Origin of the sequence: Sphingobacterium sp. UBA2610 (assembly GCF_002339225.1) — a bacterium.
Lineage (GTDB): Bacteria > Bacteroidota > Bacteroidia > Sphingobacteriales > Sphingobacteriaceae > Sphingobacterium > Sphingobacterium multivorum.
On the sequence record NZ_DDKA01000034.1, the window covers coordinates 214,715 to 240,482 of the forward strand.

At 40.3% G+C, this 25,768-nt stretch carries 16 protein-coding genes and 5 tRNA genes; 13 read left to right on the plus strand and 8 right to left on the minus strand.

Features of this window, described 5'->3' with window-relative positions:
* Positions 1–30: 30 nt before the first annotated feature.
* The 7 genes from B4Z47_RS23945 to B4Z47_RS23975 all read right to left on the minus strand — a co-directional run bounded on the left by B4Z47_RS23945 (position 31) and on the right by B4Z47_RS23975 (position 14,348).
* Positions 31–2,502 (minus strand): ABC transporter permease, encoded by a 2,472-nt coding sequence (locus B4Z47_RS23945; protein ID WP_286728089.1) that lies wholly within the window; start codon positions 2,500–2,502, stop codon positions 31–33.
* A gap of 34 nt (positions 2,503–2,536) precedes the next feature.
* Positions 2,537–4,957 carry an ABC transporter permease gene (locus B4Z47_RS23950; RefSeq protein WP_070566262.1) on the minus strand — a complete coding sequence of 807 codons (2,421 nt, stop codon included), beginning with the start codon at positions 4,955–4,957 and terminating at the stop codon, positions 2,537–2,539.
* Positions 4,958–5,017: 60 nt separating this feature from the next.
* Positions 5,018–7,393, minus strand: a complete 2,376-nt coding sequence (locus B4Z47_RS23955) for an ABC transporter permease (RefSeq protein WP_286728090.1) — start codon at positions 7,391–7,393, stop codon at positions 5,018–5,020.
* A gap of 48 nt (positions 7,394–7,441) precedes the next feature.
* Positions 7,442–9,847 (minus strand): ABC transporter permease, encoded by a 2,406-nt coding sequence (locus tag B4Z47_RS23960; protein WP_286728091.1) that lies wholly within the window; start codon positions 9,845–9,847, stop codon positions 7,442–7,444.
* A gap of 44 nt (positions 9,848–9,891) precedes the next feature.
* Positions 9,892–10,569: an ABC transporter ATP-binding protein gene (locus B4Z47_RS23965; protein ID WP_046672289.1), complete on the minus strand. Its 678-nt coding sequence runs from the start codon at positions 10,567–10,569 to the stop codon at positions 9,892–9,894.
* Between the two features lie 95 nt (positions 10,570–10,664).
* Positions 10,665–13,031 carry an ABC transporter permease gene (locus tag B4Z47_RS23970; protein WP_286728092.1) on the minus strand — a complete coding sequence of 789 codons (2,367 nt, stop codon included), beginning with the start codon at positions 13,029–13,031 and terminating at the stop codon, positions 10,665–10,667.
* A 63-nt stretch (positions 13,032–13,094) separates the two neighbouring features.
* On the minus strand, positions 13,095–14,348 hold the full coding sequence (locus B4Z47_RS23975; protein ID WP_112373733.1) for an efflux RND transporter periplasmic adaptor subunit: 1,254 nt from the start codon (positions 14,346–14,348) through the stop codon (positions 13,095–13,097).
* 623 nt (positions 14,349–14,971) lie between these two features.
* On the opposite strand from B4Z47_RS23975, the gene B4Z47_RS23980 reads away from it, so the two are divergent.
* From B4Z47_RS23980 to B4Z47_RS23995, 4 genes are all read left to right on the plus strand, one after another.
* Complete coding sequence (locus tag B4Z47_RS23980; RefSeq protein WP_158638948.1) at positions 14,972–16,354, plus strand: TolC family protein; 1,383 nt, start codon at positions 14,972–14,974, stop codon at positions 16,352–16,354.
* A 32-nt stretch (positions 16,355–16,386) separates the two neighbouring features.
* On the plus strand, positions 16,387–17,748 hold the full coding sequence (locus B4Z47_RS23985) for a sigma-54-dependent transcriptional regulator (protein WP_286728093.1): 1,362 nt from the start codon (positions 16,387–16,389) through the stop codon (positions 17,746–17,748).
* Between the two features lie 3 nt (positions 17,749–17,751).
* Positions 17,752–19,071: a sensor histidine kinase gene (locus tag B4Z47_RS23990; RefSeq protein WP_070566275.1), complete on the plus strand. Its 1,320-nt coding sequence runs from the start codon at positions 17,752–17,754 to the stop codon at positions 19,069–19,071.
* Between the two features lie 83 nt (positions 19,072–19,154).
* Entirely contained in the window at positions 19,155–19,673 is a 519-nt protein-coding gene (locus B4Z47_RS23995) for a hypothetical protein (protein ID WP_115047353.1), read from the plus strand.
* 213 nt (positions 19,674–19,886) lie between these two features.
* Here B4Z47_RS23995 and B4Z47_RS24000 read toward each other — a convergent pair whose 3' ends face one another.
* Positions 19,887–21,050 carry a BamA/TamA family outer membrane protein gene (locus tag B4Z47_RS24000; RefSeq protein WP_070566280.1) on the minus strand — a complete coding sequence of 388 codons (1,164 nt, stop codon included), beginning with the start codon at positions 21,048–21,050 and terminating at the stop codon, positions 19,887–19,889.
* Positions 21,051–21,376: 326 nt separating this feature from the next.
* Here B4Z47_RS24000 and B4Z47_RS24005 point away from each other — a divergent pair.
* The 9 genes from B4Z47_RS24005 (at position 21,377) to B4Z47_RS24045 (ending at position 25,768) form a co-directional block, all read left to right on the plus strand.
* A tRNA-Thr gene (locus B4Z47_RS24005) sits at positions 21,377–21,449 on the plus strand.
* A 26-nt stretch (positions 21,450–21,475) separates the two neighbouring features.
* Positions 21,476–21,556, plus strand: a tRNA-Tyr gene (locus B4Z47_RS24010).
* Positions 21,557–21,606: 50 nt separating this feature from the next.
* Positions 21,607–21,679: transfer RNA gene (locus B4Z47_RS24015), tRNA-Gly, on the plus strand.
* A gap of 95 nt (positions 21,680–21,774) precedes the next feature.
* A tRNA-Thr gene (locus B4Z47_RS24020) sits at positions 21,775–21,846 on the plus strand.
* A 72-nt stretch (positions 21,847–21,918) separates the two neighbouring features.
* A complete protein-coding gene (gene tuf / locus B4Z47_RS24025; protein ID WP_070566283.1) occupies positions 21,919–23,103 on the plus strand; it encodes an elongation factor Tu in 1,185 nt (394 codons plus the stop codon).
* A gap of 159 nt (positions 23,104–23,262) precedes the next feature.
* Positions 23,263–23,333 (plus strand) — tRNA-Trp (locus B4Z47_RS24030).
* Between the two features lie 23 nt (positions 23,334–23,356).
* Entirely contained in the window at positions 23,357–23,551 is a 195-nt protein-coding gene (gene secE, locus B4Z47_RS24035; RefSeq protein ID WP_028072657.1) for a preprotein translocase subunit SecE, read from the plus strand.
* A 20-nt stretch (positions 23,552–23,571) separates the two neighbouring features.
* On the plus strand, positions 23,572–24,117 hold the full coding sequence (nusG, locus tag B4Z47_RS24040) for a transcription termination/antitermination protein NusG (RefSeq protein WP_046672242.1): 546 nt from the start codon (positions 23,572–23,574) through the stop codon (positions 24,115–24,117).
* A gap of 70 nt (positions 24,118–24,187) precedes the next feature.
* A complete protein-coding gene (locus B4Z47_RS24045) occupies positions 24,188–25,768 on the plus strand; it encodes a S41 family peptidase (RefSeq protein ID WP_115047355.1) in 1,581 nt (526 codons plus the stop codon).

The window sequence follows — 25,768 nt, forward strand, 5'->3', positions numbered from 1 at the left end:
TGTTAACCCCAATTTGATATTCTAGTGTTGCTATTCGTCCCGTAAGCTATTTACGGGGTTTTGGATAGCAGCCTTGATCGATTGAAAACTAATGGTCAGTACCGCCGCAGATAGTGCTAGCCCAGCGCCTAATAGAAAAGGTGTTGCCGTAAGATCGATGCGGTAGTAAAAATCTTCCAGCCACTTGCTACAGGTCCACCAGGTCAAGGGTGCGGCAATAAGAATGCTGATTAAAATAAGCTGTACAAAGTTTTTAGCCAATAAATGAAAGATACTTGGAATACTTGCACCCAAAACTTTACGGATACCGATCTCTTTGCTGCGTTGGAAAGCCGCAAGGGTAATCAGCCCAAAGAGGCCCAAACAACCGATCAAAACAGCAACAATTGTACTCACGTTAATTAATTTGGCCAGATTTTGCTCTTTTTGATAGAGTGACGCAATCGTTTCATCGTAGAACTTTATTTCTATGGGGAGTTCCGGAAAAAACTGCGTATATACTTTGTTGATCGCTTCAATACTGGTTTTCCATTCTTTGCTGTTTCCCGATAGTTTTATATTGAAGGTATAGGCACCACGGCTAAAACTGCGCAAAGCCAAAGGTGTGATCTCTTTATAGAATTCCTGGGCATGAAAATCTTTAATAACGCCAACGATCGGGAAGGTACTGTCTTCTTGACCAATTGACTTCCCAATAGCATCTTGAGGCGAATTGAAACCGAACGCCTTGACAGCAGATTCATTAATAATATAAGCATTGACAGTCTCGGATTGTGGTAGATTGGTGCCCGCAATTAACTTCATATCATAGACAGCGATATAATTCGCATCCGCATTTTTAAAGAAAATATCGGATGAAATTTTCTCTTTTAACGTAGGGTCTTGTCGATGAAACCAAGATGATGAATAATTATTTGATAAGGGCTTGCTGCCGATTGACGCTGCCGAAACACCTTTTATTTTTTGGATCTCATGTAGGAGTGTTTGTTTCTTACTTTGATCCAGTTTTTCCTCATAAAATTTGTTGATGAGCTTGGAAGGTAGATCGAAGGTAACAACAGCATCTTTGTCGAATCCCATATCTTTGTTGAGGGTATAGGAGAGTTGTTGGCCGATAATGAGTGCTGAAACCGTAAAAAATTGAGCAATAAAGAATTGGAATACAATCAATGTTTTCCGAAGGTTGATTTGTGTTTTTCCGATTTGGAACTGCTTGCCGGCACGAAATAAGTTGACAGGCTGTACCTTTTTAATTAACCAAGAAGGATATGCCGAGGAAATTAAAGTCGTTACGGTCAGTAAAATTGCGATAAACAGCATGGATGTCGTCGAACTTGTAAAATCCTTTACTTTTTCCGGAATCATTTCCTGAAAATAGAAAAAGGCCAGTTTCGTCAGAAAGACCGAACAAACAAGTGCAATAGCAATGGTTAAAAGCGATTCAAAAATAATTTGGCTAACCAATTTTCCCTGACTACTTCCCAATGTTTTACGGACACCAATATCTTTACTCCGCGCTGGTATTTGTGCCGTACTAAGATTGATATAGTTGATACAGGCCAAAAGCATCAGAAAAGCAGCTACGGCAATTAACCCATAAATAACGGTTTTGCTTGTTCTTTCGGCGTACCATTCTTTTATGTGTACTGCAAAATGGGAATCTTTTAGTGGCATGACTACGACCTTACGGTTGTAGTCAAACTTCGGTTTTTTTTCCTGGCTGAATTCCTGCCATTTTTTTTGTCCGATCTTATTGATAGCTGCCTGGATTGGAAGGTCTTTTACACCATCTTTTAATCGGATATAAAGTCTGTCAGTACCATTGGTATTCGTCCAGACATTCAGTGGGTAGACTTCTTCTTTAAGCAAGACGAATTCTGTGCCATTGAACTCCGTGTTGAAGCCAAGGTCATCAACAATGCCAGTTACTGTTTTGGGTATACTGTCGTTATAAAAGATGGTTTTACCGATTAAGCCCTGGACAGCCTGGTTTGGGAAATAAATGGCTGCCCTTTTTTTTGTCAATACGATGTCGTTGGCAGTTGAAAATGCTTTCTCTGGTGAACCTGCTAACCATTTGTAGCCAACGAGCTTGAAGTAGTCGCTGGTAGTCTCCGTCACATTGCCTTCAGCCTCATCAAAGTCCTCGACAAGTTTTTGATTTTTTTGTCCCTTGTTGATTGTGACAGATTCCATTTGATAATTTCTGAATGCTGGAGCGACCAGTTCCACGCCCGGAATTTCTTTTCGGATGGCCTGATAAAACGGCTTGGCCAATCCCCCATTGTAATTATCCTTGCCATCATTTTTAAACTGAGAAATGATCCTATAGGTTCGTTCAAGCTGAGGAACTCCAGATTCAAAACTATACTCATAATTGACAATCTTAAATATGACCCAACATGACGTAATACCGATGGCTAGTCCAATAATATTTAATAGGGAGAATAGTTTATTCTTCCAAAGTTGTCGAATTGCCGATTTTAATAGGAGGTTGTTCATAGCTGGAATATCGTGATGGGATTAAATTATATTGTTATTCGTCTCTTAAACTATCTACAGGATTTGCCTTGGCAGCCTTGAGTGTTTGAAAACTCACCGTTACTAATGCGATAGTGATTGTAGCAAAACCAGCAAAGACAAACATCCACCATTGTGGTTCAATATGGTATGCAAAGTTGTCAAGCCATTTTTTCATCGCCATCCAAGATAGCGGTGTCGCGATGAGGAGCGCTACAGCCAATAACTTGATGAAGTCGGAAGAGAGCAGGAGGATTAAATTATAGATGGATGCACCGAGAACTTTCCGTACACCGATTTCTTTGGTACGCTGTTGGGCTGTATACGTAACAAGTCCCAATAAACCTAAACAGGCAATAAAAAGTGCCAGTCCGGAGAAGGCTGTAAAAAGTCTTCTAAAATTAAAATCCGCTTCATATTGTCGATTGAAATTGTCGTCGAGAAAGCTATATAAAAATGGACGGTTTGGTACAAGTTCATTCCACAGCTTGCCGATTCTGGCAACGGTCTCAGGCTGGTTTACATGTTGGATATTCAAGGTTAAATACCGGCTGCTGCTTGGTTCAAGTCGCAAAGCTAAAGGCTCAATCTTACGGTGTAAAGAAAGGTAATTGAAATCTTTCACTACACCGATAACCGTTCCTTCTCTTCCCCATTGACGAAATTGTTTGCCAATAATATCTTGTGGATTTGAATAGCCCCATTGTTTTGCAGCAGATTCATTGATAACAAGTGAATGGGCCGTATCCGCTGGGAAATCTCTGGAATAGGCACGTCCTGCGGCCATTTGCAGACCAATATTAGGAATAAAGTCAACATCGACTTCATATAAGAAAGGAGCGAATTGACTCATCGTTCCGTTTGCTGACATGATTTCTGTTCCTGCATTTGGAAAAAATGTTCCCGGTACCGTACGTGATGCAGTGACAGACAAAACATCTTTATCTTTTGCTAGTGTAGATTTTATCGCTTCCAGGTTATTGTTTACCTTATCATCGAAATTATAATCTATCACAAGCCGTTGATCTTTTTGAAATCCAAGATCTCGGTGCTGTAATTGATCTAGTTGAGAAAAGACGACGACTGTACCTGCAATGAGCGCAATAGAAAGGCAAAATTGGAAAACAACTAATACGCGACGTAATAATGTACCACCTTTGCTGTTGCTATAACTTCCTTTAAGTACTGCAATCGGTTTGAAATTTGCTAGAATCAACGCGGGATAGCTGGCGGCAAGAAGTCCCGTAAAAATGGTAGTGAATAGGAATATTGCCCAGGTCGTCCCATTTTTCAGGGATGAATAATTGAGGTGTTTGCCCGAGAATGCTTCCAAAAAGGGGAGAAAGGCCATAACGAGCAGTATAGCCAAAATACTACTGACGAATACAAGAACCAATGATTCAGACATAAACTGAAAGATCAGATTGCTTTTGCTTGCTCCTATGGTTTTTCGTACGCCTACTTCCTTTGCTCTTTCCATTGACCTTGATGTAGCCAGATTCATAAAGTTCACACAGGCGATCAGTAAGATGAATCCGCCAATAATGCTGAATATGTATAAATTCTGATAGCTTCCATTGGTACCGGGTTGACGATCTGCAGACGAGTGCATGTAAGCTTGCAGAAGTGGCTCGATATGGAAATTGTATTTTGCATTTGGGTTTTCATTTGTTGGGAGATGCCGCTTGAGAAACTCCGGTATTTTCTGGTCGAACTTTACAGGATCAAAGTCTTTTGAAGCGAGAAAGTATGTGTAGAAGTCTACATAATCCCAGCCTTCTTTATTAAATACGTCTGGCCGTGCTTTTCGGAATGTACTCATCGAGAGCAATGCATCGAACGTAAAGTGTGAATTAGCAGGTACATCGGCCATTACTGCCGTTACAGTATATAGACCTGCGTCAGCACGGCCCGCAGCTAAACCTCCCTCCAGCGTCTTGCCAATGGGATTTTGATCTCCGAAATATTTCTTTGCGGTACTTTCTGTTAATACAACAGAATAGGCGTTTTTTAAAGCTGTATGAGGATCGCCGGCCAAAACCTTCCAACTGAAGACATCAAATGCAGTGGAGTCCATGAAAAATACATTTTCCTCCTGGAATCTTTTATCGCCCTGTTTGAGCAGGATAGATGTTTGACCCGAGAATTGAACAACTTTCTCGATTTCTGGAAAGTCTGCTTTGATAGCTTCACCAATAGGTCCATTGCCCCAGATTTGATGCTGCTCTGTGCTGCTAACATCTTTATAGTCGTGTACGATGCGGTAAATCCGCTCTTTGTTTACGTGATATTTATCGTAGGAAAGTTCGTTCTGAACATAAATTGCGATCAATAGGCAACAGGCCAAACCTATTGCAAGGCCAATGATATTGATGGTCGAGTATCCTCTGTTTTTCTGGATATTGCGCCAGGCTATTTTTATATAATTCTTGATCATAGCTTTATTTCTTAAGTGCCAGTGTATACATGCCAATCATCCACTTTCTTATATTCGTTTTTATTCGTCCCTTAAACTATCTACGGGATTGGATAAAGCTGCCCGAACAGCCTGGTAGCTGACGGTAACAATGGCGATCAGCAAGGCCAAAATACCACCGAAGACAAATGTTTGCAGCTCTAGATCTGTTTTATATGCAAAATTGCTTAACCATTGTTTCATCAGGTAAACCGCTATGGGACAGGCTATCAGAATGGAAATGGAAACGAGTAGCACGAAATTTTTTCCCAATAGCCGGACGACACCAAAGGTGCTAGCTCCAAGAACTTTACGGATGCCGATTTCTTTTATACGCATTTGCGCTTCGTGAGTTGCCAATGCAAACAGACCTAAAGCAGATATAAAAATGGCAATACCTGCAAAAACATTGAACAACAAACCTGTACGCTGTTCGGATTTGTATAGACTATCAAATTGTTGATCAATGAAAGTATATTTGAAAGGAGCGTCTGATGGATAGCGGTTATAAACCTTCTCTAAGGCTTTGATAGCCTCAGCGGCTTTTGTGGTACTTGTTTTTACATAAAGCGTGCCCGATCCCCAGCGCGTCCAGAAGACCATTGGACCTATTTTATCTTTGATGGATTTGAAGTGAAAATCTTTCACCACACCGATAATTTGTCCAGGGAAATCGTGGAAACTCATATTGGATCCCACATATGGCGGCTTTAACCCCATTTGTTTTGCTAAGGTCTCGTTGATAATATATCCGGAAGAATCCGCTGGCAGGCCTGTGAAATTTTTCCCCTCAACGAACTGTATATTCATTAACGGAATAAAATCCTTGTCAATTTTGGCTTGCGCTACGATTAGCTTGTTGTCTTTGGATTTGCCAGGCCAATCTATATCGCCCGTGGCATTTCCGAAATCCGTCATGTTGTAAACACTTGAAAGAGAGACTCCTTGTATTGCGTCGTTATTTTTGAGTTCGGTCTGTATGGCGTCCATATGTTTGTAGGCCTCCTCAGGAAGACCAAGTGTAATGACATGATCTCGGTCGTATCCGAGGTTGATCTTTTGGATAAAATCCAGTTGATTGCGGATAACCAAGGTGCATACAATCAGTGTTACAGAAAGTGTAAATTGAAAAACCACCAATATTTTACGCATGGTCGTTGAGGAAACTCCTTTAACTGATTTTCCTTTTAACGAATGAATGGGATTGAATGAGGAAAGTTGTATCGCAGGATATATACTGGATAAGCCTAGTGTGCCGATAATCGCAACACCTATATATATCCATATTGTACTGTTTTGGAAGGAGTAGCTGATTGATTTTTGTGCAATTTGATTGTATCCAGTATGAAGTACAAGGATAAGAATGAAAGCTATTACGAGCGAGCAAAAGAATACAACAACCGTTTCGGTGATAAACTGTAAGAATAGATGGAGACGATTAGCACCGATTATCTTTCGGATGCCAACATCTTTGGCCCGGTCCAATGCCCGTGCAGTACTCAAATTGACATAATTTACTGCACCAATAACCAATAATAAGATTGCAATGATCCCAAAAATTTGCACCATGCGAAGTGTCGATTTATTGCCGTCCGGGGCGATTAAGTGCATGGTTTTTAAAGGATCTAAAACAAAGATGGTTGAATTTTCACCATCGCGGGCTTTGGTATAATTCTCCGAGATAAATTTTCCAATGAGGGTAGGAGAAGCCGTTGGTTTTACTTTGACGTAGGTAGCGAAGCTGTAATTGCCTAAGTCTTCATCGATTGTTTTCCATTTTCCATTACCGCCCCAATTTGTAAACCGTTGTGCATGATAACCTAATGGAATGATCACATTGAATTGCATCGAGGAATTTTGTGGAACATCTTTTAAGATACCGGCTACGGTGAACAGATCTGCACCATAACGGAAGGTCTTTCCAATGGCCTGCTGGCTGCTAAAGAGTTTTTCTGCTGTTGATGCTGTGACCAGTGCCTGTTTATAATTTTCCTGAAAACCTACAAGCGAGCCCTCTTGTAAGGGAAAATGAAACATATTAAAAAAACTGCCATCAACATAATAGATACTCATATCCGTTACAGGGCGTTTCAGCTTATCGTTGACCAAGGTAACATTATAATCCTGTGAAACGCGCGTTGCAAATTCTACGTCGGGTGCATTTTTGGCATAGTTGCCTATAGGGCCGGGAGTTATGCCCCAAATTGCGCCGTTATGTTCTGGATCCAAATGGGAATTTACGGTATATATTGCCTCATAGTTTGGGTGAAATTTATCAAAGCTCTGTTCATCCTGTACCCAAAAAATAATTAATATCGCTGCAGTAAGACTGACCGACAGACCTAATATATTGATAGCGGTATAGAATTTTCTTTTCCTTAATTCTCTAATTGCGGTTATTAAATAATTCTTTATCATAGGGACAGGTGTTAGTTGTATTGTTCATTAATGAGCTTCTTTATCATCTTATTCATCTCTTAAACTATGTACTGGATTTGCACGTGCCGCTTTTATGGATTGGTAGCTAATCGTAAAAAATGCAATAAGTAAGGTTGCGGCAGCCGGAATAATAAACATCCACCAGGATAGCTCTATTTTATACGCAAAATCATCCAACCATTTGTGCATCGCCCACCAAGCAATTGGGGTAGCAATCAAAATAGAAATGAGTATAAGTTTGATATAATCTTTTGATAATAATCCAATAATCCCCAATACCGTGCTTCCCAATACTTTTCGAATACCAATTTCTTTGGTACGTTGTACCGTGGTGATGGTAACCAGACCGATCAATCCCAGGCAGCTGATGAGAATTGTCGTCGATGTAAATAGATTGATAATCTTCGAGAATTTTAGATCACTGCTATAGAGTTCTTTGATTTGCTGATCATAGAAATCATATTTGAATGGGGCTTTTGGATAATATTTTTTCCATTCTTTCTCAATCTGTTTTAAAGTTTCCGTCCAGGTAGTTGAATTACTATTGAGTTTGACGCTTAGTCTGTTTAATTCCCATTTTTTAATAGAGCTCAGCATGACAACAGGTTGAATGGCTGCATGGAGATTTTTTGTGTGAAAATTGTCGGTTACACCCACAATCTGCCGCTGTTTGTCTGTGTACGTGACAAAGCTACCTACAGCATTTTCAGCAGATTTAAAGCCTAACTTTTGAACGGTGGCTAAGTTTAACACGATGCCAGTGCTCGTATCGGCCAACTGCAGCGGGCGGCCAGCAAGCATTTTAAAATTATAGAGCTTAAAGTTATCTTGGTCGACAAATTTCATTTGTACATCAGCTTGTACCTGTCCCGTATCACTTTTCGCAAACAAGGCATTTCCCCAATGATCGTTACTCATGGGCAGATGCCCCAAGGAAGCCTGCTCTACACCTGTGATGTGCTTAATCGCTTGCTTAAAAACAAAAGGATCAACATTACTGTCCTGGTAGCTTTTACTCGGGAAACGTAGGGTAATAATCGCATCCTTATCGAAGCCGGAGTTATTCTGTAGCGCATGTTTCAACTGTAGACCAATGATGCAAGTTGAAATAACAAATAGCTGAGCAATCAAAAATTGAAATATAATGAGCATTTTCCGAAAAGAAAGATTGCCAAATTTGAGACTTTGCGCATTTGAGATTTTAATGACTTCAACAATCTTGACTTTGTTTGTTAGTAAAATCGGGTAACCCGAGGAAATTAAGGTAATCGTGATTGTAAGTGTTGCTAAAAATAGCGATACTCCCCACGGATCGGGATACAACTTGAGCTGATCGGGGATATAGGAGGCTAAAACTGTTTGAATGAGAATAAGTAAAGGCCATGATAAAAGTACCGAAAAAGCCGTAATGCAAAATGTTTCCAACAAAAAGGACTTTGTAATTCTTTTCTGGCTTTCTCCTAATGTCTTTCTGATACCAATCTCTTTAGCGCGTTGTGGGATTTGGGCGGTAGCGAGATTGATGTAATTGACACAGGCGAGTAGAAGCAAAAATATACCTATGCCGATTAGGCCATACATTATTTTCTTATTAACATTATTTTGCGCGTAAGAAGTAAAATGTAAGTCTTTTAAAGGTACTGTGTTTACATGCATTTTAAACCCAAACTTGTCAAATTCGGCATGCGTCATCTCATAGGCCTTTTTATCGGCTGTCTTTATGAGGTTAGGAAGGGAAGCCGATGATTTTACCTTAATAAAGAGCTGCCAATTTGAATTTGAATTGTTCCAGTTTGTGCTATTCCATTCCTTTTCTGGAATCTGGATAAATTCTTTACCCAAAAAGCTGCTTGGATGGGCTAGATCTTTTACAATGCCGGTGACATTGTATAATGTACTATCATAGGACAAAGTCTGTCCTATGATTTGGTCTATTGACCTGTTTGGGAAATACAATTTAGCCCGCGATTCTGTCAGGATGACTTCATGGCTATTTTTTAGTATATTCCTTTGGTCGCCAGCTAACCAAACATAAGGTGTCATTTTGAAATAGTCTCCCGTGGTACCGATGATATCGGGTTGATCTTCAAACTCTATTTTCTGCGTGTCGCCAATATTACTGACACGTTCGAAGTATTGTTTAAAGATGGGTACAGTCAGTTCAACACTAACAAAGTTTTCCTTAATATATGCCGGTAATGGTGCGGGAACACCATCGAAATGATCTAATTTATCCTTTTCTTCATAGGAGGTATGGACCTTGTAAATCTGCTCACTTTTCGGATGATGCTGATCAAAACTAAATTCATAATTGACGATACGGAAAATAAGCCAACAGGCACTTATTCCGATGGCAAGCCCAAATACATTTAAAAATGTGAAAAGACGGTTACGCCATAGTTGTCTGAAAATTAATTTAATCGTGCTCATCATTTACAGGTTATTAGGATAAATATCTTGGTTATATATGTGTGTCTTTATACCGAAGTTGTTTCCATAATCACTTGCCCGTCTAGCATGCGGATTACACGGTCAGAAAACTTTGCATCGTGTTCACTATGTGTTACCATGACGATGGTTGTGCCGGCTTCGTTCAATTCAGTCAGGAGTTGCATGACTTCGTTACCATTATTGGAATCGAGGTTACCTGTAGGCTCATCGGCAAGAATCAATTTTGGATTATTCACGACAGCGCGAGCAACGGCCACACGTTGTTGCTGACCTCCGGAGAGCTGTTGTGGAAAGTGATTTCGGCGGTGCATGATCTGGACTTTTTCCAAAACTTCTTCTACACGCTTTTTGCGTTCTGCAGCTGGAACATTGGTATAAACCAGTGGAAGTTCCACGTTTTCAAATACTGTTAGTTCATCGATTAGATTGAAGCTCTGGAATACAAAACCAATGTTATGTTTGCGGAGATCTGAGCGACCACGTTCTTTGAATTTGGCAACTTCAATCTCGTTGAACAGATAGCTTCCTTCATCCAAATCATCCAGCAATCCGATAATATTGAGTAAAGTCGATTTTCCACAGCCCGAAGGACCCATTACAGCAACAAACTCGCCCTCTTTGACATGAATGTTTAGGTTGTTTAATGCGACGGTTTCAACTTCTTCAGTGCGGTAATACTTTTGAAGGTTTGTGATCTTGATCATATTTTTTGTGCTCATGGTTTTTATGTTTTGGATCCTTGGCGATATTGCCTTGGACAGTTATTATTTCTGTTATTAAATTCTGTTTATTTAATTGTTTATTGATCTCTTAAAGTCTTCGTCGGATTGGCTATCGCTGCTTTAAATGCCTGTGAACTGATCGTCAGTAGGGCAATTACAATTGCTGCTACAGCACTGATGACAAAGATGGTCCAGGAAATCTCTACATGATGTGCATAGTTGGTTAACCATTTGCTCATAATCATCCATGCAATAGGAAAGGCAATGATACAGGAGATCGCTATAAGCGTAACAAATTCACGGTTGAGCATTTGGATAAGTCCCGAAACAGAGGCCCCCAGGACTTTACGAATACTGATTTCTTTTGCGCGTTGCTCTGTTGCAAAGGCGGCTAAACCAAACAGGCCTAGGCAGGATATAATGATAGACATCAGTGCAAATACACTGGATAGTTGCTGTACAAAAAGCTCAGCTTTAAACTTATTATTGAAACTATCATCTAAAAATTTATAGTCAAAGGGGAAGCCCGGGTTATTTTTGACGATGACCTTCTCGATTTGTTGAATGGCATCTGGTAAATCTACTCCAGCCTTTGTCTTGATGGTCATGATGCCATTATCTCTATTCATCGGTAGAAATAGCATCGGCTCAGGATCGGCATACACATTGTTATAAACGAAGTTCTTGACGACACCGGCGATGGTGAACTTTTCCTCACCGTAACTGATGATACTACCGGCCACAAGGCCATCTTTTTTGATCAGTTTTGCAAATGCTTCGTTGATGATAACCGAGGTGCTATCACCTACAAAATTTTGATGGAAGTTTCTACCGTCAGAAAGCTTTAGATCCAAAGCTGGAATAAGACCTTCATCAGAACGTAACATGCCAATCAAAATACTAGCATTTGGATCTTTTCCATCCCAGCTAAAACCGGACGTATTGGAGTTGATATTGAGTATACTCATATCACTGACACCGACCTCTTGCACAACTCCTGTTGCCAATAATTGATTTTTAATCAGTGGGAGATGTTTGGCCATATCGCCTTGTAGCGCTGTTGTCAACACCTGACTCTTATCAAATCCGAGATCCCTGTTCTTGTTGTGCTGAATCTGTTGGTAGATAATAATGGTACAGATAATCAAAACGACGGATTCCGTATATTGTAAAATCACCAATCCTTTGCGTACAAGACTTCCGCTTCCAGCTTTTTGCTTCGCACCTTTAATTGTCGTTAGTGGTTTGAATGCGGATAGGAAAAATGCGGGATAGCTACCTGCAAATAGGCCACAGGCAAGGGTAATTACCAACAGAAAAAGGAGGTGTAAAGGTGCCGATAAATTAACCTTCAGCTCTTGGCCTATCATTTCATTGAAAGGACCGATTAAGATGTAAATCAGCAACAAGGCTACCAAGGAAGAGATGGTTGCCAATACGAGCGATTCCCCTAGGAATTGCGTCACTAAAGATTTGCGGCTTGCGCCAACAACTTTACGCATACCCACTTCTTTTGCTCTTTTTTCTGACCTTGCTGTTGCGAGATTCATAAAATTGATGCAGGCAATTAATAGAACAACCCAAGCAATAAAGGTAAATAGACGTATATTTTTAATACCGCCTTCTATTTCATTTCCGCTATTGTCAAATTGGTTGTACGTAATCCAACGTTCCATTGGATAGAGGTAATTTTGTGAGAACGTGACCTCACCATTGGTTTTGCGTTTGACAAAATCCATCATCTGTTTGTTGATCTGGTCAACATTGGCATTATCTTCGACCTGAACCAATGTTTGTACGCCATTGTTTCCCCAGTTTTCCAACCAATCCTGACCAGCTTCAAACTTTTTGAAAGGAATCAGCCATTGAAAATCATAGCTGCTATTTTTGGGTAGGTCCTTGATTACCCCTGCAACAATAAATGGCTCAGTATTGTTTGTTTTGACGGTTTTTCCCAATGCCGGGCGGTTACCAAATAATTTATGGGCAGCTGTTTCTGATAACACGATATTGTGGACCTGATCGAAGGCGGTATTTCGATCACCCTCCAAAAAATCCAAGGAAAGCACATCTGCAATGGAGCCATCGGCATATACCCCTGTCTGAAATATATTATTGTCTCCTACAGAAAATAACATGGGCGAATTCCAGCTCATGCGAACGGCATGCTTAATACCGGGTATTTCTTTTGCTACGCTTTGGGCAAATGGTCCAGGTGTCGATTCGAATACATAAGTAGCACCATCGTAAGTCTGTTTTGATTTGACAACATAGATATTCTTTTTGTTGGCGAAATTATCGTTGTAGCCCAACTGGCTTTCAACCCATAAAAAAATCAACGATGCCGCAGCGATACCGACCGCCAATCCAAAAATATTAAGAAAGCTGTACCCCTTGGTTTTCCAAAGGTTGCGAAGTGCGGTTTTAATAAAGTTTTTAATCATAATTAAGTCGTATGATAAAAGCGGTTATCGAGAGATATGATGTGCTCGATAACCGCTAGGATGTTACTTTTTAATATTTAGCTCTTGCACCTTATCGTAGGTCTCATAGCTCGATACGATAACCTTATCGCCCGGTTGTAGACCTTTGATAACCTCATAATATTCCGGATTTTGTCTTCCTAATTGGATATCGACACGATATGCTGTACTTCCATTTTTATCCAATTTGAAGATCCAGTTACCACCGGTCTGTTGATAAAAACCGCCTTTTGCCAGCAATAACGCTTTGGTTTCATCGCTTAATGCCAAACGTATTTGTAAAGTCTGTCCACGGCGGATCCCTTTGGGAACATCATTGATAAACTCCATGTCAACCTGGAATCGGCCATTGGTGACTTGTGTATAGACTTTCTTGATACGGAGTTTGTAGGTTTTTTCACCGATAGAAAACTCCCCTTGTAGATCTGGGAAAATACGGTTGATATAATGTTCATCGATGTCAGCACGCACTTTGAATCCTGTTAAGACGTCGATTTGTCCCAATCGTTCCCCGGCGTTTTTATTTTGCCCGATCTCTGCATCGAAGGCGGTCAATTGCCCGTCAACAGGTGCCCTAACAATCAAGTCGCCAATTTTCCTTTTCATCAGTTCCAATGCACTCTGCGTGCGTTGGTAAGTTTGTTTGTCCTGATTGGTTTTTTGTGCATTGGAGATTTCGTCCTGTTTCAGGATCTGTTTGGTCAAGTTGACCCGTTCTTTTTGATAGTTGTATTCGTTCTTTGATTTTTCGAACTCTTGTGTACCAATGGCTTTTTCGTTAAGTAATTTTCTGTTTAGATTATAGATCCGCTCCGCTTCCCGATAGGCCTGTTCTACATCAGCCATTTGGTTGCGGTTGTTAATTGATGCTTGTTGTGCATTGGTCTGCGCAATTTGTGACTGTGTCAATAGATTGAGCACTTGCGTTTCTTGTTGTACCAGGGTAAGCTCCTGATCGGTATTGGAAAGACGCATGATTGCATCCCCTTTTTTTAAGATAGCTCCGTCTTCTACAAATTTTTCTTCGACGCGTCCGCCAACAGAAGCATCGAGGTATATACTACTAATAGGAAGCACGGTGCCATTTATCGGGATAAATTCTTGAAAGTTTCCATTTTTTATTTCGACAATAGAGATGCGGTCAGCTTCAACATTCAGTTTGCTTTTGCCGGAGGTAAAATAGAAACTGGCGCTGATCAATCCAACTAAGCCAGCAACCCCCACAATAGTCATGATACGTTTGCTATTCCACTTCTTCTTTTCTAAAGGTCTGTCCATAATTTAATATCAATTTTGTATGTAACTATGAAAGCTGTGCCAAGAATGTAAACTATTGATTGATAGATCCTTATTTTGTTTAGTTTTAAGCTTGGTGTTCGATAGCGGACACTTCTTGTACGAAGGCGTACAACTGGAAGTTTTTTGCTGTTTTGGGCGTCAACTGAAGCACTTTTAGCAAATATAAGCTAACTGCCGTGAAGCACATTAGTTCCGGTGGGGCAAAGGTTACCCTGGTTGGGTAAATTAGGTAAGGGGTAGGTCGCTATATTGACCGATAGGTCCTAAAGGTTTGTAAAAATGGTCTGTTAAAATTTAGGATTTAACTATATTACTTTCGTTATTTACTCGGAGCTTGTTCGGTACTTCTTCGGTGCTTCTTCGGTCACAACCGAAGAAAAACCGAAGAAGTACCGACTTATATCCATTGAATGGAAGAATAACTATCGAACTTGATTTGAATTATTCTGCTATTTATACAGTTTGTCTTTGCTATTGTCCAACTACGCACACCGACTGTTCATTAATGAACATTTTTGAAAATATGTTTTTTGTATCTATTTGATAGTTAGTGTTTTTGTTGTTTGGCATGGCGATGGTCAGCAAGAAAATAAAAACTGGATATGAAGAGAGTCTATATATATAGTACATTATGCTTTTTATTGAGTTATGCCAAGGCAGGGGCGCAACAGACGGAGCAGCGATTAACGGAAAGAGTGGCTGGGACAGCAACAATTGCAGCGGTCGACGATAAACAAATTACCAAGCGGAGCTTAGCTGAGTGTATTCAGTTGGCAATAAAGGCCAATCCAACCTTATTGCAGAATGAACTCGATGTGAGGCGTGCGGAGGTGAATTTAGCACAGGCTAAAGCGAATAGGCTTCCCGATGTTGATGCAAGCCTACAACATAGCCTAACATCAGGAAGATCTCAGGATAATTCGACCCTTCAATATATTTCATCCAACAACTCAACAGGAAATTTTTCTTTGGGCGCAAGCCTTCCAATATTTAGAGGGTTCCGTTTATTTCACGATATCAGGATGCGTGCTGATGCAAAGACAGCGGGTAAATTGACTTTTGATACGCAGATTAATGCGTTAAAACTGGACGTTATTACCGCTTATATCCAAAGCTTAACTGCTCAGGATATATTGCGGCAATCAGAAATGCAGACTGAAGTAACCCGAGAACAGGTCAGACGTGCGGAGAGTATGCATAAGGAAGGTGCAATTAATCCTGGGGATTACTTTGATCTGAAAGGACAACTGGCAAATGATGTCAACACGATTGAAAATAATCGTCAGTTACTATACAGTAGCCGCGTGAAGCTTGCTGCCTTACTAAATATGGATGAAAATCAATTGGGCGAATTGGATAACCTCGGAATAAAAGAGAGCGGGCAACGACTGGATGCGAAACAGCTCTATGAAATGGCCGTTGATCAATTGCCCGATATACAGGCGCTGGATTATCGGATCAAAGTGGCGGAGCGGGATATTAAGATTGCAAAATCATACTATTATCCGTCATTGAGTCTGAGCGCTGGTTTAGGGTCAAATTATTCTAAATTGGGGATTCAGGGAACGTATTGGTCACAAATGCGTAATAACGTAGGAAAGTATATTTCTCTCAATCTTTCTGTTCCGATTTTTAATCATTTGCAAGTTTATAACAACGTCCGCTTAGCAAAATTAGATCTGCAGACGGCTAGATTTCAAAAGGAGATCCAACAAAATGTTTTGCGGTCGGCGACGTCCAATGCGGTTTTTAACTTGCAGAATGCAAGTAACATGATTACACAATTACGTAGTCAAAATGAAAACTACGCGGAATCTTTTCGTATTGCCAAGGTAGTTTTCGAATTGGGAAACAGTAATTCAGTGATTTTTTTGACCGCAAAAAATAAATTCGATAACAGCCAGATTCAATTGGTCGTCAAACAGTATGAATGGCTGCTGCAAAAATATATCAATGATTATTACGCAGGCTCGTTGAATTTATAGTTATCTTAGTATCTTCAATGAAGTCAGGAAGTATGAAAAAAGCATCTATTTTAGTCGTTGATGATGACCAGGACTTATTAACTGCGGCAAGAATCTTGCTTAAACCTAAAGTTAGTCATATTCAAGTTGAACCCAATCCGGAGAATCTAATAGCACATCTGGAGAAGACACCTTATGATCTGGTGCTTTTAGATATGAATTTTAAAAGTACGATTAATACCGGTAATGAGGGATTATACTGGTTGTCCCGGATCAAAGAAAAGTTTCCACAGGTACATGTCATTATGATTACCGCTTATGGAGCTGTTGATCTCGCTGTGAAATCGCTGAAACAGGGAGCATCGGATTTTGTCGTGAAACCTTGGGAAAATGAGCAATTATTGGCAACGATAGAAAGCGCGCTTGCCGAATCAAAAAATAAAGAAAAGAAAAGTAAAAGTTCCTTGCTCAGTAGTGGAAGCAGTCCTGATTTGATTGGTAATTCCATTGTTATGGACGAATTGCAATATAAATTGGAGAAAATTGCCCCCACAGATGCGAATATATTAATATTAGGTGAAAATGGGACCGGGAAAGACCTGATTGCTCAAGCCATTCAGCGAAGATCCTTACGTTCAGATCGGACTTATGTTAAGGTTGATGTCGGGGCGTTGACAGAAACGTTATTTGAAAGTGAGCTTTTCGGTTATAAGAAGGGCGCATTTACAGATGCACGTGAAGACCGTCAAGGGCGATTTGAAGCGGCAAATGGAGGGACATTGTTCCTCGACGAAATTGGCAATATCTCTTTGCAGCAACAAGCCAAACTGTTAACCGTACTGCAGAATAGACAGGTTACACCGTTGGGTTCCTATCAACCAATCCCGGTGGATATTCGCTTAATCTCAGCAACCAATGTGCCGTTGAAACAGCTCGCAGATGAAAGCCGTTTTCGAAAAGACTTAATTTATCGGATCAATACCGTTGAAATTCAGGTACCGCCATTGCGTGAACGAGGAGAGGATATCAAGCTATTGGCTAATCATTTTCTCGATATCTATTCGAAGAAATACAATAAGCGGATTGAAGGCTTTGAACCGGATGCGGTTAAAAAAATGTGTGCGTATCATTTTCCCGGCAACGTCCGAGAACTCCAATACAGCATCGAGCGTGCTGTTATTATGGCTGATCAGCTCAGTATAGCTGGAAATGACCTCTTTTTCTCGCCAATAGAACAACAAATAGATAACCGCGTTGTCGAATCCAGTCCCAGCAGTCAAAATCTGGAAGAATTGGAACGTAAAGCAATCAAATCGGCGATTGAACGTTATAACGGAAATATCAGTAAAGCCGCAAAAGAATTAGGGCTTACCAGGGCGGCACTTTATAGACGTTTGGAGAAATATGATATTTAGTCGATGAGGCACGGAAAAATCTTAAATGCAATCAAGGTTATCTTACTGCTGGTAGCAGCACTTGTGAGCGCTTATTTGCTACTTAAAAGAGAATATGTACAGGCGGCTTTGATCTTTTGTATGATGCTATACCTGGGTTTTAACCTATATGCACAGTATAATTTTTTGGCCAGGCAGCTGATTGAATTTTCCGAAGCGGTCAAATACCGCGACTTTACCAGACGCTTCTTGGTGAAAAATACAAAGTCAGTGGAAGGGCAGCTTTTTATGGCCTTTAATCAGATCAACGAGACTTATAAGGAGATCAGCATCAAGCAGGAGATTCAGCACCAATACCTGGATCGTGTGATCAATATGCTGAATTCGGCGATTATCTTTTATGAGATGGATAGTGGTAAAGTCATGTGGGTAAATGAAGCTTTCAAACAGCTATTTCATTTGCCACATCTTGGAAACATCACTGGATTGAAGAAAAAAAACAATGATCTTTATGAAAAAACCATGTTGCTTGAAAATGGACAGCAGCAGATGGAGTCCGTTCAGTCAAGTAAAGGAAAAATAAAATTATTGATTCAGAGCTCAAGCTTTGAGACACAGGAAGCTTTGTTTCGCATTGTGGTGTACCAAAATATCAACGAAGCAATTGATGAGACTGAGACAAAGGCATGGCATAAATTATTACGTGTACTGACACATGAAATCATGAATTCCATCGCTCCGATCAGCTCACTTGCTGAAACCTTAAACGGTCGTTTGGACCATTTTAAAGGAGCTGAAGATATTGATGATCTAAAAACAGGTATTTCCACCATCAAACGTCGTAGCGAAGGACTTTTACATTTTGCGAAGAGTTATCGTATGATCAATAAGGTCGATCAGCCTCAGCTAGCGCCGATCCAAATTTCGCAGTTATTTGAGCATATCTATCAGCTGCTTGAACCAACCTTGATCCAGAAAAATATTGATGTCGATATTATTCTGAAAAATACACGGCTAATCTTATCTGCCGATGTCAATTTGATCGAGCAAGTTATTATCAACTTAATGTTGAATGCAATAGATGCGGTTAAAAATAGGGAAGAAGCCTATATTAGTTTATCTGCTCTTGAAGTAGACGGAAAGGTGCAGATTCGGATTGAAGATAACGGGGCAGGAATTCCTGCTGATCTTCAGGAGCAGATCTTTACACCATTTTTTACAACGAAGAAGACGGGTACAGGGGTCGGCCTTACCCTGAGCAAACAGATTATGCTTTTGCACAAGGGAACTATTTTCCTCAATAGTACGGAAGGAGAAGGAAGTGTTTTTATTCTCCAGTTTTAGGGGGATCATTCCCGCAAACTAAAACCTAATGTTCCATGTGAAAAATCATAAAATTTAGCGATGTTTGCAGCGAAATGAACTACATGCTTAAGTATTGGCGACATTATTTTGTATCCCATAGTCGCCATGGGACCCATTCTCCTTTTGTTTATAAATTGGTAGACGAAGTAATTTATCAAAAGACATCCAAAGGGAGCGTTTCAGAATTACCACAAACTATTCAAAACGAGAGCAAGGTAGAACAGAAAAAGTATGCATTAATCGATCGATTATTAAGGACATTTGCTTACGACAATTTTAGCTATTGGGCCGATCAGCCGCGCGAAAGTTATAGGAGTCTTTTGCACGACCGATGTGGACGTTATGCGTACCGACATATTTATTATATTGACCAGGACGATCTTGACCTGAATTTTTTGGGAAATGTTGGGGATCGAGATCTATTAATTATAAACGAGCCCCATTTATCAGTGAAAAGGGAAGCCTATTGGAATAGGCTGAAGGAGGATGATCATAGTGTAGTTACGATAGATCTATACCGAATTGGGTTGGTTTACTTTAGAAAAGGACAGCGAAAAGAGAATTTTCTGATTCGATTTTAGCCTTCTGTTCCGATCTAGCCTTCTGTTCCGATCTAGCCTTCTGTTCCGACCTCTTTTTGACTGTCGATGGTCAGTCATCTACCGCGTTCCGTTGGGCATCAACTATTTTAGCTGAAGTTGAGGGAATTGGAGAGGAGGGGAAAAAGGAAAAGGTGGATGTCATTAGGCAAGAATAAACAAGAGCATCCACACATATACGGATGCTCTTGTTTATTAAAAAGCTTCACTTAGGGACAGATAGAAACCCGACTGTCGTTTTTCTCCGGGTCTTTGTTCACCAAAAGAATAATCAAAGCGTATGCTGCTATTGTGTTCGAGACTAAAGAAGTAGCGTAAACCACCACCATAACTTGCGACATATCGACTGCTATTTTCCTTGGAAAAGGTCGATCCGAGTCCTGAAAATCCAGCGATGCCAAAGCGTGGATGAAAGCGATAACGCAGTTCAGCCTGTGAGGCAAGATAATTCTTGTCCCGGTAACGTCCGAGGTAATAACCGCGCATCATCATGTCTCCACCGAGCTCACGGTAGTTGTAAAATGGGACGGTTTTTCCAAATGTGGAACGAAAGATTCCTTGCAGGGCCAGCGTGACTTGGTTGTGCAGGGGAATAAAGCCACGGAGATCTACATCGAGGTTTGCCCCCGTAAAATCAGTACTTGTCCATAACTTTGGAGCATAGGCCAGCCGCAATTTAGCATAATACCCCTTTGTTGTATAAGAAACGTTGTCCCTATTGTCAAACAATTGCGAAAGACCTATGAGTAGCTGTTGTCCGCCATGCTTTCCAATAAGATCGGAATGATTGAAAATGCGATCGGCACTGTCGCTACGAATGGTGAAGTTATCGTATTGAATGTTGATACCCGAATACAGGTTGTTGCTGATTTTTTTCTCCGCTTCGAGTTTGACGCGAAATAATTTTTGATCAATGCGTTCTTCATCGGCTTTCCAAGTGTCCATACCGACGCCATAATAGTTAAAGGGCCAATTACGGTAGCGTATTTCACTAATCAGATGGTAGTCGTTGTTTCTAGTCCAAAGATCGGTCTGCAGTTTGAAGTTGGACTGACTATTGGATGTAAAGGTTCCCATCACCATGACAGTGGAGGTGCGGATTTTGGGATCAGATTTGTCCAGATAAAAATTATAAGCGCTCGCCAGGCCGTATTCAACTCCAGTTTCCTGCGCATAACCAACGGCCGGTAAAACCATAAAACTACCTGAACGTGTAGAATCTCTTTCGGAGGAAAGAAATTTTTTACTCAATTTTTGAATAATATTTTGAGCTTTCAATTCAGCCGATCCCATTAAAAGTACCGTAAATAGTACGGAGTATCGGGTAAGTTTTGAAAGTGATTGCGGTAAAATTTGCATGCCCAAAGATAGTATATTAGCCAAATAACCAAAACAGGTAAATATGCAATCAAAAATTATTGTGCTGCATATCAGTATAATTGCCAAAAACTGTCTTTTTTTTTTGACAAATATTTTTGTAAAGTGAGTTTTGTGTCTATCTTTGCATCAGCAAACAAGGGAACAACGGTTCAAAACAACGAAAGTTTGCTTAGTTCTTTAAATGAAAAAAAATAAAAAATAAACTTGCAGAAATCAAAAGTAAATTCGATATTTGCACTCGCTGAAAAGGTAGAAATACTTGGTCAGACGTTGATAGAATGTAAGTTTAAATAAAGATATTAGAAGCCTCTTTAGCTCAGCTGGTAGAGCAACTGACTTGTAATCAGTAGGTCATTGGTTCGATTCCGATAAGAGGCTCTAAATGTAACGAAAGTTACAGGTCTGGAGGGGTTCCAGAGCGGTCAAATGGGACGGACTGTAAATCCGTTGCTTCGGCTTCGAAGGTTCGAATCCTTCTCCCTCCACACTTTATTTTAATTAGGGTGTTAGATTTACTCTAGTTTCTAATTATTAAGCGGAAGTAGCTCAGTTGGTAGAGCGATAGCCTTCCAAGCTATAGGTCGCGAGTTCGAACCTCGTCTTCCGCTCAAATTTTTCAAGTATTAAATTTAGTCTCTATCTTCTTTGATAATAATGTATCTAAAGGTGGGGGCATTAATACGTAAATAAGGTTTTTTAGTAAGCCGAAGTAGCTCAGGGGTAGAGCACTTCCTTGGTAAGGAAGAGGTCGTGGGTTCAAATCCCATCTTTGGCTCGTACTTGTGTAAAAGTTAAGCAAGAGTATATAACAAATAGAAATAATTTATAATTACTAATTCGCATAAACATGGCAAAAGAGAAATTTGACCGTAGTAAACCACACTTAAACATTGGTACTATCGGTCACGTTGACCACGGTAAAACTACAACTACAGCTGCTATCACTAAAGTATTGGCTGATAAAGGTTTGTCAGAAGCTCGTTCATTTGATTCAATTGACTCTGCTCCTGAAGAAAAAGAGCGTGGTATCACAATCAATACTGCACACGTAGAATATTCTACAGCTAACCGTCACTATGCACACGTTGACTGTCCAGGTCACGCTGACTACGTTAAGAACATGGTAACTGGTGCTGCTCAAATGGACGGTGCTATCATCGTAGTTGCTGCGACTGATGGTCCTATGCCTCAAACTCGTGAGCACATCTTGTTGGCTCGCCAAGTAGGTGTTCCTGCGTTAGTAGTATTCATGAACAAAACTGACTTAGTTGATGACCCTGAGTTGTTAGACTTAGTTGAAATGGAAGTTCGTGAGTTATTATCATTCTACGAATTCCCTGGTGATGATATCCCTGTAATCAAAGGTTCTGCTTTAGGTGCATTGAACGGTGAGCCTGAGTGGGTTGAGAAAATCATGGAATTAATGGATGCTGTAGATAACTACATTCCAATTCCTCCACGTTTGACTGACTTACCTTTCTTGATGCCAGTTGAAGACGTATTCTCGATCACAGGTCGTGGTACAGTTGCTACAGGTCGTATCGAAAGAGGTGTAATCAACTCTGGTGATCCAGTTGAGATCTTAGGTATGGGTGCTGAGAACTTGAAATCTACAGTAACAGGTGTTGAGATGTTCCGTAAAATCTTAGATTACGGTGAGGCTGGTGATAACGTAGGTTTATTGTTACGTGGTATTGAGAAAACTGATATCAAACGTGGTATGGTTATCTGTAAACCAGGTTCAGTAACTCCTCACGATCATTTCAAAGCTGAGGTTTACGTATTGTCAAAAGCTGAAGGTGGTCGTCACACTCCATTCTTCAACAAATACCGTCCTCAATTCTATTTCCGTACAACTGACGTAACTGGAGAGATCTCTTTACCAGAAGGTACTGAAATGGTTATGCCAGGTGATAACGTTACAATCAGCGTGAAATTAATTTCTGCTATTGCAATGGAAAAAGGTCTACGTTTCGCTATCCGTGAGGGTGGTCGTACAGTAGGTGCTGGTCAAGTAACTGAAATTTTATAATCTGAATCAGATTATTCTAAATAAAATAAGCTAATCGACTGAGGTTGATTAGCTTATTTTTTCGATAAGCGATTTATCGGATTAAAATAAAAAAAAGTGAAAAAAGATTTGCAGAAAGTGGTTTAAAACACTATATTTGCATCACAAAATAAGGAATACACGGGCATAGTTTAAAGGTAGAACGAAGGTCTCCAAAACCTTTGGTCTGGGTTCGAGTCCTGGTGCCCGTGCTTATAAAAACAGATAAACTAAAATGGCAAAAGTACTTGATTTTTTTAAAGACTCTTATGTAGAGATCACTGAGAAAGTGACTTGGCCTACATGGTCTCAGTTACAAAGTTCAGCTGTTATTGTGCTTGTTGCGTCTCTTCTTATTGCATTGGTTGTCTTTGTAATGGATAAAGCTTCAAGCGTAGGGTTAGAATTCTTGTACGGTATTGCTTCTTAATTTTTCAATCGTATTTATTTATGGCAGATCAAGGTTTAAAGTGGTACGTAGTTCGTGCTGTAAGTGGTAAAGAAAAGAAAGTAAAGCAATATATTGATGCCGAAGTTAGCCGTTTAGGTATTGAGCACTTGATTCCTCAGGTGTTGATTCCAATGGAAAAATACTACTTGATGCGCGATGGTAAGAAAGTTGCTAAAGAACGTAACTACTATCCTGGTTATGTTTTATTAGAAGCAGCTCTTGACGGTGAGTTAGAGCACATCATCAAAAATATCAATAGTGTAATTGGTTTCTTGGGCGATAAAGCTGGTAACGCGGTTCCTTTGCGCCAAGCAGAAGTAAATCGTATCCTAGGTAAAGTGGATGAAATGGCCGAGCAAGGTGAAACCATTAACGTTCCTTACTATGTGGGTGAAACAGTGAAAGTCAACGACGGTCCTTTCAACGGATTTACCGGAGAAATCGAAGAAGTCCACGAAGATAAAAAGAAATTAATCGTGATGGTGAAAGTCTTCGGTCGTAAGACGCCACTTGAACTAAACTACATGCAAGTAGAAAAAGAGTAAGATTAGTAATTAACGATAGAGAAAAGCTTTTCATGAAAATTGGAAGGCTTTTTTTTGTATCTTACTACAAATGAAAAGGCCAACTATTTATCTATTCGTATTGGTGTATGTGCTGACATTGCTGAGCTGTGCAAATGTCGAGAAGTACAATCGATTTATTGAAACTCCCCTGGCGGTGGAAGCTATGCAGCAAGATATCAACTATGTTGAGCATAACTTATGGAAAATGCATCCAGACTTGTTTCTATATGTGCGGGAAGATCAGTTAAAGGTTAAGTTCGACAGCCTTCGTAGGGCGATCCGTCAGCCATTATTGCCGAATCAGTTTCAGTTGGCATTAGCATCTGTACTGGCTCAAGTTCGGCAGGGGCATATGACGCTGAGTCCCCTTATTTCCAAATTTGACCCGAAAGGTAAGGATAAAGTCCGTTATCAAAAAAGTAAGGGTCCCTTTTCACAACTGGGATTTCATTGGCAGGAAAATACACTCTATCTCTCAAAAAATGGAACGTTAGATTCAAGTTTGGTAGCAGGCTCTAAAATTCTTTCTATTGAGGGTATACAACCACAAAATCTGTACACAAAATATCGTCCAACCTTTACGTCGGACGGCTATAATACGACATTTATAGATCAGGCTTTTGAGCGTTTATTACCGCGGTATTACCAATTGGAACTGGGGTATAAAGATTCTATTTCGGTTTTGTTTTCTCGCGCCGATAGTACATATCAGCGGACTGTGGTCAGAAGGTTTGACAGTGTCGATACAAAGGCTAAATCAGGGATAAGGACCACGGTTGTGAAAAAAGTGAGCCAACCTGATCAGAAGAAAAGTGATCAAAAAAAGCAGCGTAAAATCTTTGGGTATAATGCCAACCTAAAAAGAATGAGTAAACAGCTCTCTTTCCCTGTTAAAGGCGATAGTAGTGTTGCTTTATTGAAAGTGGTTGACTTTTCGTATGGACGTCCAAAAGAAGCCTATAGAAGGATTTTTGATCGGCTGGAGCTTAATTCGGTCCAATACCTGATCTTGGATCTTCGTGGCAATTTGGGTGGACGTTTGTCCGATGTCCGTGAACTATACAGTTACTTAGTGGAAGAAGATAAATTCCAATTTATTCAGCCGGCAGTTATCAGCTCAAAATTCAACTTGCCGTTTTATCAGGTAAAAGGATTGCCGGGCTGGTCTTATCCCATTTTATCACCATTTATTATACCAAGTGCTGTAGTATCCTGGACAAAGAGCTTTTCCAAAGATGGGATAAATTATACCCACCTTACAGGGAGTAAAGTCGAAAAATCAAAAGGCAGTCGCTATCGCGGTGATTTATTTGTATTGATTGATGGCGGTACTTTTTCTGCTGCGAGTTTAATTGCTACAAATCTAAAAGTTGGGAAGCGGGCTGTGTTTGTGGGCGAGGAGACAGGTGGGGCAGCTAGTGGCACAGTTGCGGGAGTTCTTCCAGTGCTGAAACTTCCAAACTCCCATCTGCGTTGGCGTTTTGGCCTAATGGATGTCAAACCTTATTATCAAGTATCAGAAGAGGGAAGGGGTGTCATGCCGGATATTCCTGTCGTGCGGAGTGTTGATGATGTTATCAAGGGGAAAGATCCGGTATTGGATAAGGTGTTGAAGTCTATTAAAAAATAA